The organism is Weizmannia agrestimuris (genome assembly GCF_943193165.1).
GTDB lineage: Bacteria > Bacillota > Bacilli > Bacillales > Bacillaceae_C > Weizmannia > Weizmannia faecalis.
Map to the genome: position 1 here is coordinate 1 of NZ_CALPDC010000011.1, position 17,595 is coordinate 17,595.

The following is a 17,595-nucleotide window of genomic DNA, read 5'->3' on the forward strand; positions in this document are numbered from 1 at the left end:
GCCATTTTTACGACATAGAGCCAACAAAATTTCCAATTCACTTGTTTTTAACCCTTGACATCACACCGTAGGACTTTCCGCACCATTGCAAATCGATTTAAAGCGGGGGCGCCCAAGAAGCGCCCTCCGCTTTACTTTTAGCTCTGGCTCCTAACAGCCGATAATCAAACGCCCTCCGCTTTTCTTTTCACCACCAGATGATGGTGAGGAATGCCAGTACTGTGACAAATGCGACGAGTGTGCCGCCAAAGATGAAAAGTTTCGGGCCTTCATGGTGCTTATGGTTCATATGCATGAAATAAAACAGCTGAAATACGACCTGGATCGCAGCCAAAAGCAGGATAACCGGAATGGTAAACCATTTGGACAAATGGGCATGGACGGCCCAGAATGCAACAATAGTCAAAAACATCATCAAAATAAAACTGACGACCTGGTACTTCATTTCCTCCGCGCTTTTGCGGCGCCTGTATTCGTATTCAACATGGCGTCTGTCCATTTGTGCATTGTGTTCCATCTTATCCCACCATCCCCATCAAATATACAACCGTAAAGATAAACACCCAGACGACATCAATAAAGTGCCAATACAGGCTTGCCACGTAAAATTTCGGCGCATTGTACAAATTCAATCCCCGTTTCGCGTTCCGCACCATCAGTGTCGTAATCCATAACAGCCCGAACGCCACGTGGCCGCCGTGGAACCCGACAAGCGTATAAAACGCGGAACCGAATGCGCTGCTTGTAAATGTATGATGGTATTCCGTCACATAATGATGGAATTCATAGACTTCAAGCCCAAGAAAACAAGCACCAAGCAAAACGGTAATCAAAAACCAGGCCTGCATTTTTTTAAAAGCAAAATTTTTCATATGATAAATGGCATACACACTTGTAATGGAACTCGTTAACAGAAAAACCGTGGCCAAAAAGGTTAGCGGCAGTTCAAATAAGTCTTTTGCATGCACCATTGATGCCGGGCCCTTGTCTTTCAGCGCCAGGTAGGTTGCAAACAAGGAAGCAAAAAGGACCGTCTCGCCGCCTAAAAACAGCCAAAAACCGAGAAATTTATTCCTGCCTTCAAGCGTCGCCCGCTCCGGGGACTCTGGCCATGTTTTCGCCGTAAAATTTTGTTCTATTTCCATTACGCCCCGGCCCCCCTTTCTTCGCGTTCCATTAAGGCTTCCTTCCTAATATGGTATCCCGTATCATCTTTTACCGACCGGATCAGCATCGATCCAAGGGTAATCGCCAAGCCGATGACAAGGATCGTGATGCCGGCTTTGGTATGGTTTGGATGGTAAAGTGCACCAAAAGCGGCAATAAATAAGCCGAATGCCATAAAAAACGGCAAGATGGACGAGTTCGGCATATGGATGTCTTTGATCGGCTCTGCTGGTGTCACCTGTTTTTTCCCTTCCATTTTTTCGAGCCACCAGGTGTCAATTCCTCTGACAAGCGGTGTTTGTGCAAAGTTGTATTCCGGCGGCGGAGAGGAAATCGACCATTCGAGCGTCCTGCCAAACTCCCACGGATCGTTTCCGACTTTCCGGTTCTGGACGGCCGTGACAACAATATTGGCCACGAGGATTAGCACACCTGCCGCCATCAACACCGCGCCGGATGAACTGACGAGGTTATCCGTATCCCAGCCTTGATTCGGCAGATATGTCCACTGCCTTCTCGGCATCCCGAGCAATCCGAGCCAGTGCTGGATCATAAAGGTTAAATGGAAACCAATGAAAAATAGCCAGAATGTGATTTTCCCCATTGTCTCATTCAGCATCGTGCCGAACATTTTCGGCCAGTAATAATGCAGTGCCGCAAGCAACCCGAAAACAACACCGCCGACAATAACATAGTGGAAGTGGGCTACAACAAAATAGCTGTCATGATATTGGTAGTCAGCAGGTGCAGCCGCGAGCATCACCCCGGTAACACCGCCCAATGTAAAGGACGGGATGAAAGCAGCCGCATAAAGCATCGGCGTTGTAAACCGGATGCTCCCGCCCCACATCGTAAGCAGCCAGTTGAAAATTTTAATGCCCGTCGGCACCGCAATGGTCATTGTAGACACGGCAAAAATGGCGTTGGCTACATTGCCCAGGCCGGTTGTAAACATATGGTGGGCCCACACCATAAAGCCTAAAAACCCAATTAAAATAACGGCGAATACCATGGAAGAGTATCCGAATAATCGCTTTTTAGAAAAATGTGCAAAAATTTCAGAGAAAATGCCAAATGCCGGCAAAATTAAAATGTAGACTTCCGGATGCCCGAAAATCCAGAAAAGATGTTCCCAAATGATGGTATTTCCTCCGAAGGCCACGTCAAAAAATTTCGCACCGAACATCCGATCAAATGTTAGCAAGAACAAACCGGCTGTAAGTGGTGGAAACGCAAACAGAATAAGGGCGGACACAACGAAAGTCGTCCATGTGAACATCGGCATGCGCATGTACGTCATTCCCGGCGCCCGCATGTTCATAATCGTCACAAGGAAATTCACCCCAGCAATGAGCGTACCGAAACCTGAAACTTGCAGCCCGAGTGAATAAAAATCAATCCCGTGTCCGCCAGATGCGAGGGACAGTGAAGCATAGGAAGTCCACCCCGCATCGGGCGCGCCCCCAAGAAACCAGGATAAATTCAAGAAAATACCGCCAAAGAAAAACAACCAGAACCCCAATGCATTTAAAAACGGAAAAGCCACATCACGGGCACCGATCTGAAGCGGGACAATCGCATTCATAAAACCAAACAAGAGCGGCATGGCCGCAAGAAAGATCATGGTCGTGCCGTGCATTGTCATGACTTGATTGTACGTATCCGCGCCGACAAAATGATTGTTCGGCACCGCCAGCTGTATGCGGATCATCAGCGCTTCAATCCCGCCGATGACAAAAAACAATCCCCCTGTAATCAAATACAAAATGCCGATTTTTTTATGATCCACTGTTGTGAGATATTCATAGACAGTGGCGCCAAAACCTGCCTTTTTTGTTCCTACGCTCACTTTAACCTCCCCTTTGCTTTCGAATATCCCCTTTGTTTTATTCACCAGCTTTCAATTGCATCAAATAAGCCGCAAGCGCATCGATTTGCCGGTCGGAAAGCTTATCCCCGAAGGCGGGCATTTTTGACCCCGGTTTATATTTTTCCGGATCTTTTATCCAGTTTTTGAGATTGGCCTCATTATGGTCCAAAATGCCGGCGACTTTTTCCCTTTCGCCAAAGGTTGCCAGATTGGGAGCTGTCCGTGCCTGTTCCGGCCGTGTGTCATTCGGCGTGACCGCGTGGCAGCTGATGCAGCTTTTTTTGAATACATCCTGCCCTTCCTGTGCGAGAGCGGACGCCGGTTTTGTTTCTTTTGCATTTTTCATATTGCTGATCCACGCCTTAAACTCATCCCGTGGCACCGCTTTCACGCGGAAGTCCATTAAGGCATGGGAAGGGCCGCATAATTCGGCGCATTTTCCATAAAACACATTTCCGGCATCCTCTGCCTTCTGATCATCAATTTCAAGCCAGAATTTGTTGATATTATCTGTGTTGGCATCCATTTTCCCGCCAACGGACGGTATCCAAAATGAGTGTTTCACATCTGAGGCTTTAACTTGGAAGTAAACTTTCTGGTTTGTTGGGACAACGAGTTCCTGGCTTGTCACCACACCGTAACCCGGGTATTCAAATTCCCACCAATAAAGGCTGGCGCGAACTTTAACGATAAGCGCCCCTTGCTTGGCATCCTTTTTCTTATCCATCGCTTTCGTATCTCCGAGGCTGAAGACCTGGCTGATGGTCGGAATGGCAATTAAAATCAATAAAACAATCGGAATAATGGTCCATAAGATTTCAAGCTTATGATTCCCCGGCACCTGTTTTGGAATGGATTCGTCCCCTTTTTTCCGCCTGAACCGTATGAGAACGGTAAGGAAAACGGCGAATACGACAACCATGACGAACACCATAATCCAAACGCTCCACATCATCAAATCATACTGCTTCCGGGCCACTTCGCCGGCAGGATCAAGTGCCGACAAATATGGCTTGCCACAGCCCGAAAGCGCGGCCATAAACAAAGTGACAATAAAAAGCAAACTCCCCTTTTGCAGCCGCTGTTTCATCGCTCTACCAATCCCCTCTTTCCTGTATCTTTCTGTCAGAACAAGGATGCAATCTATTGGATTTCTTTTGCAAGAAAGAACTCCCTTTAGAAAAGCGTAGCGATTACCATTGCTACAAACAAGATCGTTAAATAGTTCAGCGAATAAATGAACATCCATTTCGCCCATTTTAAATCATTCTTCATTTTAAAACCGGACAGGCTTAATGCCAGCCAGCCCAGATTAAACAATGTCGCAAGGATAATAAAACCAATGCCGAGCGGTTTCAGGAAAAACGGCACCGGAAGAAGCAATGCCACCCATATGAGCATATGCCATTTTGTGATTTGAAACCCTTTGACAGCCGGAAGCATCGGAATGCCCGCTGCCTTGTATTCATCGCATTTTTTCATCGCAATCGCATAAAAATGCGGTGGTTGCCAGATAAACATAAGCAAAAATAGCATCCATGGCACAATCCCGAGATGCGGGTCAACAGCCGCCCAGCCGATCAGCGGGGGAACAGCGCCGGCAAAACTGCCGATCACGGTATTGCTGACAAGAGTTCGTTTTGACCACATTGTATACAGCACGACATAGCTGAATACGCCAAACAGCCCGATCAACCCCGCCATTGGAGTGGTCATAAACAATAGCATTGTGCCGAGTGCCACAAATCCGAGGCCAATTGTAAGCACTTTCGCGTTTGAAAATCTGCCTGTAACCGTTGGCCTGAAGTTTTTGCTTTTCATAATGACATCAATATCCCGGTCATACCAGTTGTTCAGGCTGCACGACCCGGCGACAATCAGCGCAGTTCCCGCCATCGCAAGGACCATAATGTCCAGCGACTGCAAAAAATGCCTGTTTGTCAGTTCCAATGCAAGCCACATTCCGGTAAATGCCGTAATTAAATTTGAGTTTACAATTCCAATTTTAATCAAGGATAAGAAATCTTTCAACGCAGAGGCGTCTGCAGCTTTTACCCTTGTTGTTGTATCCATCGTCCGACTATCTGCCACGATAGTCCCTCCTTCCAATTTTTCAAAACCGTTCAAAAAAAATGGCCTGACACGTTGTCGGCGGATTCCTTTTGTAAATGTTTTTACGCTGCCAATAAGGAAAACGGTATACTACAACTATAATCCATCTTTTCCTTTTTGGCTATTAATCAAAACTGTATGTAACGATATCGTCATACTAAGATCATTTATAAGTTTCCCAACATGTAAATATGCGGAATTCCGAAATATACCTGCCTATATTATATTTAATCATAAATTACCGCGAAGGTGTGATATTTTCGACACATTTTTATGGCAAATTTGTGTCATGGGAAATAAATATTTTTCCTTCAGACTGTTTTACGATAAGATGATAGTTGGAAGCACCTTGCCGAACGGATTTTCTACTATATGAACGGTTGCAATGATGCGGGACTGTATGTTGCATTCGTGGCTTGTGATACATGTTTACAAATGAGATTAAAGAAGGTGGAACAATTGCGCACAACTTTAAAATGGCTCGGAGTAGTGACAACTTTATCGATGATGGTGGTTTTAATCGGCGGGGCACTTGTCACCAATACCGGTTCAAGCCTTGGCTGCGGCCGCCAATGGCCGCTTTGTAACGGCAAAATTTTTCCTGATCCGCTCACTGTCGAGTCGCTGATCGAGTGGCTGCACAGGTTTTGCACGGGCATCGCATCGTTTCTTGTCTTTGCGCTTGCCATTTGGTCATGGTTTGCAATCGGCCATAAAAGAGAAACGAAATTTTTATCCATTATTTCCGTCATTTTTCTGCTTCTGCAGGCATTTCTCGGTATGGCGGCAGTCGTCTGGGGTTCATCCGATCTTGTGATGGCGCTTCATTTCGGCGTTTCGCTCATTTCGTTTGCGTCCGTGCTGATGCTAACGCTGATGGTTTTTGAATGGGACCAGAAATTTGACGCAGGCCGGCTTGTTCTTGAAAAAAGCATGAAATGGCATACGATCGGCGTGACCGTTTACAGCTTTATCGTCGTCTATACGGGCGCGCTTGTCCGCCATATGAATGCAAGCCTTGTTTGCCGGGATTTCCCGCTTTGTGTGAACAGCGACCCTTCCCTGCCCGCAAACCGGTTCGAATGGGTGCAGATGGGGCACCGGATGGCGGCACTCCTTATCTTTGTCTGGATTGCTTATATCACCTTTAGAGCCGTAAGACATTATCAAAACCAGCGCGTTATTTACTGGGGATGGATCATTGCGTTCGTGCTTGTCTGCCTGCAGGCTGTTTCAGGCGCCATGGTCGTTTTTTCGAGGATGAATCTTACTTTCACCCTCCTGCACGCATTTTTCATTTCCTGCCTGTTCGGCCTGCTATGTTATTTGAACCTCGTTGTCGGGCGAGTGAAACAGTTTGCCAAAAGCAAAGACAGCCTCCCGCTAAAAAAAGCCCGGGTTCGCTGAGTTTGGAAAAACCAATGGTACCGCATGTTGCGGCTTGGTGCAAAATAAGGCAGCAAAGGGCTTACGTAAGATAGGCGGAAAAGGCGCAAGGCATAAAACCTTGCGCCTTTTTATTTTATCCTCTGCTTTCACTCTGCCGAGCACCCGTTTTTAAACGTTACGGCCTTGAGTAGACCTGATACGGCCTCCGGTTTGCTCCGCCCGCTTCCTGCGGCTTTTCCTGTTTGTGTTTATACTTTTCCTCATACTTTGTAAACATGCCCACATTGACCAGAATGCCGAGGGAAAGAGACAAAATCAGAAGCGATGAACCGCCGTAGCTGATAAACGGAAGCGTCACACCCGTAATGGGAATCAGGCCGCAGACGCCGCCCAGATTGATAAATGTCTGGATGGCAATCATGCCGGAAATTCCGATCGCAAGCAGGCTCCCGAACTGGTCTTTTGAATGGATGCCAATATATATGCCGCGCAGCACAATGTAGCAAAGCCCGCCGATCACAAACAGGACGCCAAAAGCCCCGAGTTCTTCAGCAATAATGGCCATAATAAAGTCGGTGTGGGGCTCTGGAAGATAACCGAGCTTTTGAATGCTTTCCCCGAGCCCCTGCCCTTTCAGCCCGCCTGACCCGATCGCAATATAGGAGTTTACGAGCTGAAGACCTTCCCCGCCTTCGTTCTGAAAAGGATTCAAATAGCCTGTAAACCGTGCGATCTTAACCGGCGTAAAGATTTTGTCCTTTTCCAGAAAAAGAAACGGCGACAACAGAACGGCAAATAGAAGCCCGAGCCCTGCCAGCTTCAGCATGGTTTTCAGGCGCATGCCGGATGCAACGATGATCGTGCAGCCAATCCCAAAAATGATGGTCGCCGTCCCGATATCCGGCTGGATCGCAACCAGGAAACAAACAACGATAAGAAAGATAAGCGGCGGGACAACCCCTTTGTTAAAGATGTCAATGTATGCCTGTTTCTTGGCATAAACGGCGGACAGATAAATAATAATCGCAACTTTCACAAATTCCGACGGCTGCACGGAACTGGAACCGAGCCGGAACCAGCTTTGCGCGTTATTCGACGTATGGCCGAAAATAAACAGTGCCAAAAGCCCGAACATCGACCCGCACATCAGCACTGCAAGGAATTTTTTGCTTGCGTATAGTTTATACGGGAGAAAAGCCGTAACGGTAAACGCAAGGAGTGCAAGGGCCAAATTGATTTTCTGCTTGTTGTAAAAATAGGCGCTGTCCAGCCCGTAACGCTGCACTGCAATCACCATGCTGGAACTGTAAATCATTACCAAACCGAATAAGCAAAGAAGCAGGTAGACAACGATGACCGAGTAGTCGAATGATTTTAAGATTTTTTTCAGCATAGGAACCTTCCAATCCGTAAAAACTGCAACATTCATGATAAAAAATATTCTACCGTTTTAAAAAAACTCCTGCCGTTATTTTTAAATTATAACATCTTTTTCGCCGGCCGCCATTGCCTTTGCCTTTTAAAAAAATAAAAAACTCAAACAACCGGAACATCGTTTGAGTTTTCAACATTATTTTTTTATATATGCATCATGCAAAAGGGACAGTTCCTGTTCAAGCGAATCAAGAAGCCGCTTTCCGTCACCGGCATCCACTAAGCCGAGCCGGACCGCAAAATCTATTTCACGGGATAAACCAAACATTTGTGTATCCAATACTTCCTCATATAAAGGGCATTGGGGCATCGTTAAGTTATCCATTTGAACCTGAATTAATTTTAATATCTTTTCTGCGTCCGCCTTGAGCAGGCTGTATGCTTTCTCCCGGTGGTTCACCTTTGTTTCAGACGCCAAATTGATCCCCCCGTTCACATATCAATCTAATTAAAAATTGTACCTTTAAAACCGTGATTTTGCAAGTTATACGAAATCAATAAACGCCCGGAATCCCGTAAACAACCCGGGGGAGACAGAATTTGAAATTCCGCAATTCCCCGACCGCGAACGCTTTCCGGACTGTTTTTATACGCTTTCAAGTGACACGGGCAGCCGTGAAAGGTATAATGCTGTATAGACGGACAGAAAGGGGCCACAATCATGATTATGCAAATAAAGGGAAAAGTGAAGTTTCCGATTACGCTAGATATCGGCACTTGGATATTTGATGACCGGAAAGTCGATCTTGATACATATTTCGACGAAGAAAAGCAGGAAACCAGCCAGGAAGAAGCCTACTTAAAGAAAACCGGCAAATATTTTGACAAAGCCATGGCAGAAGGGGCCGATCCGCAGGCTGCTGTAAGGACAAAGTCAAAGTTTAAACGGCACCATTTGAAAACTGGGACATTTGGCATCCCGGTCGGCCTGTTCATTCAAAATGCGGAGCCGCTGGAAGATGCGGAAAAAATCGTGTTTGAAACAAAGAACGGGCCTGTCGCTTATCCGCTTGAAATGGCTGGCCATTTAATTGCTGCCTTTTCTATTAAAGGAAGGGCGCTGAAAGAAGACGGCCCGCTTCACATTTTATTGGATGACGGTTCAAACCGGGAAAACCCGGTCAAATATGTAACCGGTATGCGCATTGAATAATCCCGGATGCCGGGGGCAGCATAAACGTTTTAAGACAGCTGCTCCCGGTTTTTTCATATAGTGGTCTTACAAAAGGTCTGCCGCGATTTGCGCGAGTTTTGAGCGCTCGCCCTTAAGCAGCTGCACATGCCCGGCGAGCGGCACATCTTTAAATTTCTCAACGACGTACGTCAGCCCGTTATTGTAAGCATCCAAATACGGGTGGTCAATTTGTTCCGGATCCCCCATTAACACGATCTTACTCTGTTCCCCTACCCTTGTTAAAATCGTCTTCACTTCATGCTTGGATAAATTTTGCGCCTCATCAATAATGATATATTGCTCCGGGATGCTGCGCCCGCGGATATACGTCAGCGCCTCCACCTCAATCGAACTCATGCCGGACAATATGCCATCAATTTCTCCCGCTTTTTTCGTATTAAACAAAAACTCAAGATTATCGTAGATGGGCTGCATCCACGGCCGCAGCTTTTCCTCTTTTTCTCCCGGCAAATAGCCGATATCTTTGCCAAACGGAACAATCGGACGAGCGACCAAAAGCTTTTTATAATCATGCAAATCTTCCGTCTGCATCAGGCCTGCAGCAAGGGCAAGCAATGTTTTGCCCGTTCCCGCTTTTCCGGTCAGGGTGACGAGCGGAATATCGGGGCGCAGCAAAAGTTCCATTGCCATCCACTGCTGGGCGTTTCTCGGCTTAATTCCCCAGACAGCATCCTGCACATGAAAGAGCTTTTTCGCCGTTTTTCCAGCCTGATCCACAATGGCAATTGCGGAAGCCGAGCTGCCGAGCGCATCTTTCAAAATCAGAAATTGGTTCGGGTAGAACGGGTGGTTGGCAATTTCGCTCAGCGACAGTTCCTGCTTTTCATAAAACCGTTTCAATAAATCGGGGCTGATATACATTTCCATTTGCCCGGTATAAAGATGATCGAGGCTTACGACACGGTCGTTTAAAAAATCTTCCGCCAACAGGCCGAGCGCGTCCGCTTTTACCCGGACGAGCGCATCTTTGCTGACAAGAATCACCGGGCGGCCATTTTCTTTTCTCTCTTCTTCCAGCGATAAATTTTTCGCAACCGCGAGGATCCGGTTGTCATTTGTTTTTTCCACGAAAATATCCTGCAGCTGGTGAAAGGAGCGGTGATTCAGCTCAATTCTGAGCACACCCCCGTTTTCAAGCGGGATTTTCTCATGCAGTTTTCCGGCTTGCCGGAAACCGTCCATTAATTTGGATACCTGGCGCGCATTTCTGCCGATTTCGTCCATATTTCGTTTTTTAGAATCCACTTCTTCCAGTACAACAGCCGGTATGACAATTTCATTATCTTCAAAAGAAAAGATGGCATATGGATCCTGGAGCAATACATTGGTATCCAAGACGTATATTTTCTTCAAATCGATGCCCCCTGCTTCATATGGATTATGTTAGTTTATGTGAGCGCGGTGTGACCTGTTCATCGCTGGGATTGGACAAAGGACCAGGCACTGCTAAAGTATATGTACGGGCAAGTCCGGTTAGAATCATTGCGCGCGTCCAGTTCTTTTGCGGCACAAAAAAAGCTTCCGGAACCGGAAGCGTGCTACATTGGAAAACGTTCCTTTTTTTCAGTTTTTTTATGCTGATACAGGCGGATTTTGTAAACGCCGAGCACAACAGCCGCTAAACAGAGCGACTCCCCCACGGGCAAAAAGATGGCAAAAAACGTGAGCAGCGTGCATCCCAAAAGGAGCAGTACATAAATAACAGCAGATTTCAGAACTGGCAACTTTCTCGCAAATCCGAGCCGGTAGACAATGACCGAAAGAACGACGATGGTCAGATACAAGGCCCACATCCCCGGTTCCGGGTTTTCATCCACTTTGTACAACGCCGCAAAAAATGACAATTGGTGGTGAACCGCCTCGCTTGTCATCCTATCTCCCCTTTTCCCCTTTGAATATATGAAAGAACAGGGTCATGCCGGCCCTATTCTTTGCTTATGCATTCTCTGCTGCTTTTGCCCGTTTCTGCGCTTTTTCGCGCTCGCTCTTATTCAGGATTTTTTTGCGCAGCCGGATTGATTCTGGCGTCACTTCGCAATATTCGTCGTCGTTCAGGTATTCGAGCGCCTGTTCTAACGACATTATGCGCGGCTTTTTGATGACCGCCGTCTGGTCTTTTGTTGCCGAGCGGACGTTTGTCGCGTGTTTTGCTTTCGTAATATTGACAGCAATATCATTTTCACGGGAGTTTTCCCCGACGATCATGCCTTCATAAATGTCCGTGCCTGGCTCGACAAACAGCGTGCCACGGTCTTCCACCTGCATCATGCCGTATGTCGTGGCTTTGCCCGTTTCCATGGAGACGAGAACGCCGTTTCTGCGGCCGCCGACACGACCAGACTGCATTGGCTGGTAGGAATCAAACGTATGGTTTAAAATGCCGTAACCCCTCGTGAGCGTCATAAATTCGGTCGTATAGCCGATCAATCCGCGGGCCGGGACATTGAAAATCAGGCGGACTTGTCCATTTCCGTTATTGATCATATCGAGCATTTCGCCTTTCCGGGAACCGAGCGACTCAATAATCGCACCGGTGTGTTCTTCCGGTGTATCGATTTGGACACGTTCCACCGGTTCGCATTTGACGCCGTCGATTTCTTTAATGATCACTTTCGGTTTTGAAACCTGCAGTTCAAACCCTTCACGGCGCATATTTTCAATTAAAATGGATAAATGCAGTTCCCCCCGTCCAGATACAACCCATGCATCCGGAGAGTCAGTGTTTTCAACACGCAAGCTGACATCCGTCTGCAGCTGCGAACGGAGCCGTTCTTCAATTTTCCGCGCCGTCACAAATTTTCCTTCACGGCCGGCAAACGGGCTGTTGTTGACAAGGAAAGTCATTTGCAAAGTCGGCTCATCAATGCGGAGCGGCGTCAGTGCTTCCTGGTGTTCAACCGGGCAGACCGTTTCCCCGACATTGATGTCTTCCATTCCGGATACCGCAATTAAATCCCCGGCATATGCTTCCTCAATTTCTTCCCGCTTCAGCCCGAAGAAACCGAACATTTTGGTGACACGGAACTGCTTGACGCTGCCGTCCAGCTTCATCAATGCCACCTGCTGGCCGACATGCATTTTTCCGCGGAAAATGCGGCCGATGCCGATCCGCCCGACATAATCGTTGTAATCAAGCAGGGCAACCTGGAACTGGAGCGGTTCTTCGCGGTTGTCGATAGGTGCCGGAATATGTTCGATAATCGTATCAAACAGCACTTTCATATTTTCTTCCTGTTTGGCCGGATCCGGATCGAGGCTTGCCGTCCCGTTAATGGCGGAAGCATACACAACCGGAAATTCCAGCTGTTCATCATTAGCATCCAGCTCAATAAATAATTCAAGCACTTCATCAACCACTTCTTCAGGGCGTGCAAAATCGCGGTCAATTTTGTTTACGACCACAATCGGCGTCAAGTTTTGTTCCAGTGCTTTTTTCAGCACGAAACGCGTCTGCGGCATGCAGCCTTCATAGGCATCCACCACAAGCAAGACCCCGTCCACCATTTTCATAATCCGTTCGACTTCGCCGCCAAAGTCAGCATGTCCCGGAGTATCCAAAATATTGATTTTCTTATCTTTATAATGAACTGCCGTATTTTTGGCAAGGATCGTAATGCCTCTTTCCCGTTCCAGATCATTGGAATCCATTGCACGTTCTTCAACATGCTCATTGGCACGGAAAGTACCGGACTGCTTCAGCAGCTGGTCCACAAGTGTCGTCTTCCCATGGTCTACGTGCGCGATAATGGCAATGTTGCGTAAATCTTCTCTTCTTTTCAAAAACATTTCCTCCTGCCTAAACGCAAATCTATGTTAGTCTGTACCTTTAACTAAAATATTATAACACAATGCTGGCTTTATTAAAACATTTTCGCTAAAATAAGGGGAGAGGGAGGTTCATCATATGCGGGAAATCAAATGGGTATTTGTGTTCTTTTCACTGGCTGCATTCCTTTCCATGTGCGGCATCGGCGTTGCGATCGGCGCCCAAAGCGTTGCCGGCATTCTCGGTTGCACCGCGCTTCTCATTGTCATTATGGGATTCGGCTTTAAAACAAAGAAAAAAATGCGTGAAGAGGGGAAACTGTGAGCCCCTCTTTTCTTATTCCTGCCCTTTTAGATACCGCTTTAAAATTTCCTCATGCAGCCCGGGCTTGCCGGCAAACACGGAACTGTTCCCGAGCATATCGAGCGGGCGCCCGAAAACATCCGTCACAACGCCGCCCACTTCTTCCACGATCACTTTCCCGGCGGCAAAATCCCACGGCGACAGGCGCATCGTAATATAAGCATCAAGCCTTCCCATTGCCACATAAGCAAGCTCAAGCGCTGCCGACCCGTAACTCCTTGTGCCGCGCACATCCCTGACAAGCGCTGCCAGACGGGCCGGGTCGATACCCCTGTTTTCCACCATGCAATACGGATTCAGCGCAAGGATCGTATCTTCCAGCCTGTTTTGCGCAAGTAACGGAATCCGTTCCCCGTTAAAATAAGCCCCCTTGCCCTTTTCTGCAAAATACAATTCTTTCCGGACGACATCATAAATATAGCCCAGTTTGCCTTCTCCGTTCTCGTAGACCCCAATGGAAATCATGAAATTGACTTTTTGGTGGACAAAATTGACCGTCCCGTCAATCGGATCCACAATCCAGAGGATGCCTTCTGTATCACGAATATCCTCACCGAAGCCTTCTTCACCCAAAATGTGGTGATCCGGAAAGGTTGTCCGGATTTTGCCGATTAAAAATTGTTCTGTTTCCTTGTCAATATTGGTAACCAGATCATTGCGGTCCGATTTTGTTTCAATTTGCAGCGGTTTTTGCGAAGCAAGAATCCGCTCGCCCGCTTCCCTGATCCACCGGACGGCATATGTATTGATTTCTTCCCATCTGTCCATAGTCGGGCCCTCCATCTATGCAAATCATTTCCCTTAAGCGTAAAGGAAATAAAGACAATTATCAAGTTTTGAGAATGCGTCCGAAATCGTTTTCCCATAGCGGTTTTGTCAGTAAAGATGAACCTCTCCTGCACAAAAACGAACCCCATCTGTATCCAATACAGGGAGTCCGCTTTCAACGACATCCTGCCTTTTCGTTCCATTACATGGCTTTCATTTTCAGCAGTTCTTCACGGATTTTTTCCAGACGCTTAATCGACTTTCCTTTTTGCTCTTCATCTTTCATTTCCATCGCTTCATATAACGTAGCCAGTTCGTAATCCAGTTCCATGCGCAATACTGCAATCCGTTTTCTTTCATAAGGTTTTCTTTTCACCGAAGAGATTACTTGTTTCATTTTTCTTCACATCCTCCTGGGGTAATGATATGAATTTTCTGATATTATCTTTATATATATTATGTGTAATCTCGATTGATGTAACAAAATTGTGTGTATACCTATTTTTACCCACCGGCTTTTATTTGTTAAACCTCCCTGATGGATGATAAAATATGAATATCCCCATGGTTCATACAGAACGGAGGTGAACAAATGGGCATCACTGCTTTTACTGGACAGGATTTTGACGTTTTCCGGATCGAAGGCCTCGATCAGCGGATGGAACAGCTGAAATCAACCGTCCGTCCGAAACTTGAAGTATTGGGGGAGTATTTTTCGCCGGTTTTGTCGGTTTTGACCGGTGAAGAAATATTTTATCATGTTGCCAAACACGCCCGCCGTACCGTCAATCCGCCGAAAGATACGTGGGTGGCCTTTTCCCCTGGCAAGCGCGGCTACAAAATGCTTCCTCATTTTCAAATCGGGCTGTGGGAAGACCGGCTCTTCATTGTCACGGCCGTCATGAATGAGTGCCCGCAAAAAGCGTCCATCGGAAAAAAACTCGAAAAGAAAATTGATCCGATTTTAGAAAATATACCCGGCCATTACATTTGGTCGGATGATCATACAAAACCGGGTGGCATCCGCACTGACCGTATGAATCCCCATACTTTAAACACGTTTTTCAGACGGATGCAGGTTGTTAAAAAAGCCGAAATGCTTTGCGGGCTTGAGATCCCGCGGGAAGAAGCAGCCGGCATGTCCCCGGATGAACTGGCCAAAACGATCGAGGACGTCTTTGTACATGTATTACCCATCTACAAAATGGCCTAAACAGCATGCAGAGTGGAAAAAAGCGCGCCGGAACACGGTGCGCTTTTTCTCCTGTGCCGATTCGTAATTTGCAGACAATTTAAAAGCAGCATCAGCGGGTGATGCTGCTTTCTTTCCGTGCCGCTAATCGCGCGATCCGTTTTTATCCATTTTAATGACCGGTCCCTGCTCTTCCTTCATTTTCTTGATGGCCCGGTACGGGGAATAACCGCTCGCCTCTTCAAATTCATTGCATATATTCCGCTCATCCGCCTTCCCGGGGACGATTTCTTTAAAACGGCGGTACCTGGCAAGCAGCACATCCCGGTTGACCCCTTTTTCATATGCTTCTTCCACCGCTTCGAAAAATTGAACGGCGTCGATGACTTCCTGTGTCGACCAGTCAGCTGAAATCGGATATGGATATTCCATCCAAACCACCTCGCTTTTCTTCTGTATACCCGTTCTATTTTACCTGAATCGCTTCCGCCTGGCCAATGATGCCGCCATCTGCCGGAATACAAGGGCTACCATCCGTTTGGTTTCCCATGGCTCCCCGCCTTGTACATTCACCGTCTAGCTTCCCCTCATTTCTCCATGCTTTATGCGCTTTATCTTTTTCCATTGCCCGCATCCGGCTTTTTTTCCCTGTGCAAAGAAAAACTATTTAAAAACTGTGTCCGGAATGCTATAATTCATCTTGTTTTTCTTCAAAAGCAAGCAATGAGATAAAGAGGTGGAATGATTGTCACAATATCACACGCCGTTATACACCGGGCTTCTCCGGCATATTGAACGAAATCCCGTCCAATTCCATATTCCCGGCCATAAAACCGGGCGCGGGATGGATCCTGATTTTCGCAAATTCATCGGCGACAATGTATTAAAACTGGATTTAATTAATATCGAGCCGCTCGATGATCTTCACCAGCCCCATGGCATGATTGAGGAGGCGCAGAAGCTTGCGGCGGAAGCATTCGGTGCGGATGCCACGTTTTTTTCCGTACAAGGGACGAGCGGCGCGATTATGGCCATGGTGATGAGCGTCTGCGGGCCGGGCGATAAAATTATTGTGCCACGCAATGTCCATAAATCGGTGATGTCTGCGATTGTGTTTTCCGGCGCCGTGCCCGTTTTTATCCACCCGGAAGTGGATCCTTTGCTTGGCATCTCACACGGCATTACCCCGGCGTCCGTTTCCAAAGCGCTCAAGCAGCATCCCGATGCGAAAGCCGTTCTGGTCATTAATCCGACCTATTACGGCATTTCCGCTGATTTGAATAGCATTGTGGATATATCCCATGCCTGCCATGTCCCGGTACTGGTGGACGAGGCACACGGTGTCCATATTCATTTTGACGATGAACTGCCAGTTTCCGCCATGCAGGCCGGCGCCGATATGGCCGCAACGAGCGTCCACAAGCTTGGCGGCTCGCTGACGCAAAGTTCGATCTTGAATCTGAAGGAAGGGCTTGTATCGAAAAAACGTGTCCAAAGCATTTTCAGCATGCTGACGACCACGTCCACTTCCTACATTTTACTGGCTTCGCTCGATGTCGCCCGAAAAAGGCTTGCAACCGAGGGAAGTACGATCATCAAGGAAACAACCCGCCTTGCGCAAAAAACACGGGAGCGTATAAACGAAATCGATCATTTGTATTGCGCCGGAAGCGAGATCCTCCAAACGAAAGCAACATATGATTACGATCCGGCAAAGTTGATCATCTCTGTAAAAGATTTGGGGATCACCGGCCATGATGCGGAAAAATGGCTGCGTGAAACCTACCATATAGAAGTGGAACTCTCTGATTTGTACAATATTCTTTGCATTGTGACGCCCGGGGATACGGAAACGGAACTGGATTTGCTCGTTGAGGCTTTACACAGCTTGTCCGACACGTTCTCGCATTTGTCCGGCAAGATAGGAGTGAAAGTGATGCTTCCCGAAATTCCATCGCTTGCCCTCTCGCCGCGTGATGCCTTTTATGCCGAGACGGAATCCATTCCGCTTTCCGGTTCTGCCGGCAGGATCATTGCCGAGTTTGTCATGGTCTATCCGCCGGGCATTCCGATTTTTATCCCGGGAGAAATTATTACGGAAGAAAACATTGCTTATATCCGGAAAAACATCGAAGCCGGCCTTCCCGTACAGGGGCCTGAAGACGAAACATTGCAAACGATCCGCGTCATTAAAGAACATCATGCCATTCAATAAGTTTGAAAAAGCAGGCTGGGGCCTTCCCACCTGCTTTTTTGTTCCCTAACGCAAAAAAAGCCGGGCAACAAGCCGGCCGAGAGAAAATGGACGCATGCATTGGAAAAATCAAGTGCTACAGTTC

19 protein-coding genes are annotated in these 17,595 nt (G+C 47.3%); 5 read left to right on the top strand and 14 right to left on the bottom strand.

Annotation, left to right across the window (positions count from 1 at the left end):
- Positions 1–187: 187 nt before the first annotated feature.
- The 5 genes from ctaF to cyoE form a co-directional block, all read right to left on the bottom strand.
- Positions 188–517 (bottom strand): cytochrome c oxidase subunit IVB, encoded by a 330-nt coding sequence (ctaF, locus tag NFR98_RS06565; RefSeq protein WP_017552180.1) that lies wholly within the window; start codon positions 515–517, stop codon positions 188–190.
- A gap of 1 nt (position 518) precedes the next feature.
- A complete protein-coding gene (locus NFR98_RS06570; RefSeq protein ID WP_014095592.1) occupies positions 519–1,145 on the bottom strand; it encodes a cytochrome (ubi)quinol oxidase subunit III in 627 nt (208 codons plus the stop codon).
- Complete coding sequence (gene ctaD, locus NFR98_RS06575; RefSeq protein ID WP_026684621.1) at positions 1,145–3,016, bottom strand: cytochrome c oxidase subunit I; 1,872 nt, start codon at positions 3,014–3,016, stop codon at positions 1,145–1,147. The genes NFR98_RS06570 and ctaD overlap by 1 nt, the downstream gene beginning before the upstream one ends.
- 37 nt (positions 3,017–3,053) lie before the next feature.
- Positions 3,054–4,127 carry a cytochrome c oxidase subunit II gene (gene coxB, locus NFR98_RS06580; protein ID WP_026684622.1) on the bottom strand — a complete coding sequence of 358 codons (1,074 nt, stop codon included), beginning with the start codon at positions 4,125–4,127 and terminating at the stop codon, positions 3,054–3,056.
- 86 nt (positions 4,128–4,213) lie between these two features.
- Positions 4,214–5,128, bottom strand: a complete 915-nt coding sequence (gene cyoE / locus NFR98_RS06585; RefSeq protein ID WP_026684623.1) for a heme o synthase — start codon at positions 5,126–5,128, stop codon at positions 4,214–4,216.
- A 480-nt stretch (positions 5,129–5,608) separates the two neighbouring features.
- On the opposite strand from cyoE, the gene NFR98_RS06590 reads away from it, so the two are divergent.
- Positions 5,609–6,556, top strand: a complete 948-nt coding sequence (locus NFR98_RS06590; RefSeq protein WP_026684624.1) for a COX15/CtaA family protein — start codon at positions 5,609–5,611, stop codon at positions 6,554–6,556.
- Between the two features lie 157 nt (positions 6,557–6,713).
- On the opposite strand, the gene NFR98_RS06595 is transcribed toward NFR98_RS06590, so the two are convergent.
- Positions 6,714–7,931 (bottom strand): FtsW/RodA/SpoVE family cell cycle protein, encoded by a 1,218-nt coding sequence (locus tag NFR98_RS06595; RefSeq protein ID WP_014095597.1) that lies wholly within the window; start codon positions 7,929–7,931, stop codon positions 6,714–6,716.
- A gap of 177 nt (positions 7,932–8,108) precedes the next feature.
- Positions 8,109–8,390, bottom strand: coding sequence for an Fpa/YlaN family protein (locus NFR98_RS06600; RefSeq protein ID WP_013858935.1), 282 nt, complete (start codon positions 8,388–8,390; stop codon positions 8,109–8,111).
- A 243-nt stretch (positions 8,391–8,633) separates the two neighbouring features.
- On the opposite strand from NFR98_RS06600, the gene NFR98_RS06605 reads away from it, so the two are divergent.
- On the top strand, positions 8,634–9,125 hold the full coding sequence (locus NFR98_RS06605) for a peptidylprolyl isomerase (protein ID WP_017552174.1): 492 nt from the start codon (positions 8,634–8,636) through the stop codon (positions 9,123–9,125).
- Between the two features lie 66 nt (positions 9,126–9,191).
- Here the strand turns inward: NFR98_RS06605 and NFR98_RS06610 are convergent, their stop codons facing one another.
- From NFR98_RS06610 to typA, 3 genes are all read right to left on the bottom strand, one after another.
- A complete protein-coding gene (locus tag NFR98_RS06610) occupies positions 9,192–10,520 on the bottom strand; it encodes a PhoH family protein (protein WP_014095599.1) in 1,329 nt (442 codons plus the stop codon).
- 185 nt (positions 10,521–10,705) lie between these two features.
- Complete coding sequence (locus NFR98_RS06615) at positions 10,706–11,038, bottom strand: YlaH-like family protein (protein WP_014095600.1); 333 nt, start codon at positions 11,036–11,038, stop codon at positions 10,706–10,708.
- A 64-nt stretch (positions 11,039–11,102) separates the two neighbouring features.
- Entirely contained in the window at positions 11,103–12,947 is a 1,845-nt protein-coding gene (gene typA / locus NFR98_RS06620) for a translational GTPase TypA (protein ID WP_014095601.1), read from the bottom strand.
- Positions 12,948–13,071: 124 nt separating this feature from the next.
- On the opposite strand from typA, the gene NFR98_RS06625 reads away from it, so the two are divergent.
- Complete coding sequence (locus tag NFR98_RS06625) at positions 13,072–13,257, top strand: YlaF family protein (RefSeq protein WP_014095602.1); 186 nt, start codon at positions 13,072–13,074, stop codon at positions 13,255–13,257.
- Positions 13,258–13,269: 12 nt separating this feature from the next.
- Here NFR98_RS06625 and NFR98_RS06630 read toward each other — a convergent pair whose 3' ends face one another.
- A complete protein-coding gene (locus tag NFR98_RS06630; protein WP_014095603.1) occupies positions 13,270–14,064 on the bottom strand; it encodes an inositol monophosphatase family protein in 795 nt (264 codons plus the stop codon).
- Between the two features lie 202 nt (positions 14,065–14,266).
- Positions 14,267–14,461 carry a YkzI domain-containing protein gene (locus NFR98_RS06635; protein ID WP_014095604.1) on the bottom strand — a complete coding sequence of 65 codons (195 nt, stop codon included), beginning with the start codon at positions 14,459–14,461 and terminating at the stop codon, positions 14,267–14,269.
- 195 nt (positions 14,462–14,656) lie between these two features.
- On the opposite strand from NFR98_RS06635, the gene NFR98_RS06640 reads away from it, so the two are divergent.
- Positions 14,657–15,277: a DUF1054 domain-containing protein gene (locus NFR98_RS06640; RefSeq protein WP_014095605.1), complete on the top strand. Its 621-nt coding sequence runs from the start codon at positions 14,657–14,659 to the stop codon at positions 15,275–15,277.
- Between the two features lie 123 nt (positions 15,278–15,400).
- On the opposite strand, the gene NFR98_RS06645 is transcribed toward NFR98_RS06640, so the two are convergent.
- Together NFR98_RS06645 and NFR98_RS06650 are read right to left on the bottom strand one after the other, a co-directional pair.
- A complete protein-coding gene (locus tag NFR98_RS06645) occupies positions 15,401–15,688 on the bottom strand; it encodes a UPF0223 family protein (RefSeq protein ID WP_014095606.1) in 288 nt (95 codons plus the stop codon).
- 34 nt (positions 15,689–15,722) lie between these two features.
- Positions 15,723–15,881: a hypothetical protein gene (locus tag NFR98_RS06650; RefSeq protein ID WP_014095607.1), complete on the bottom strand. Its 159-nt coding sequence runs from the start codon at positions 15,879–15,881 to the stop codon at positions 15,723–15,725.
- Between the two features lie 120 nt (positions 15,882–16,001).
- Between NFR98_RS06650 and NFR98_RS06655 the strand changes: the two genes are divergently transcribed.
- Positions 16,002–17,471, top strand: a complete 1,470-nt coding sequence (locus tag NFR98_RS06655; RefSeq protein WP_017552169.1) for an aminotransferase class I/II-fold pyridoxal phosphate-dependent enzyme — start codon at positions 16,002–16,004, stop codon at positions 17,469–17,471.
- The last annotated feature ends 124 nt before the right edge of the window (positions 17,472–17,595 follow it).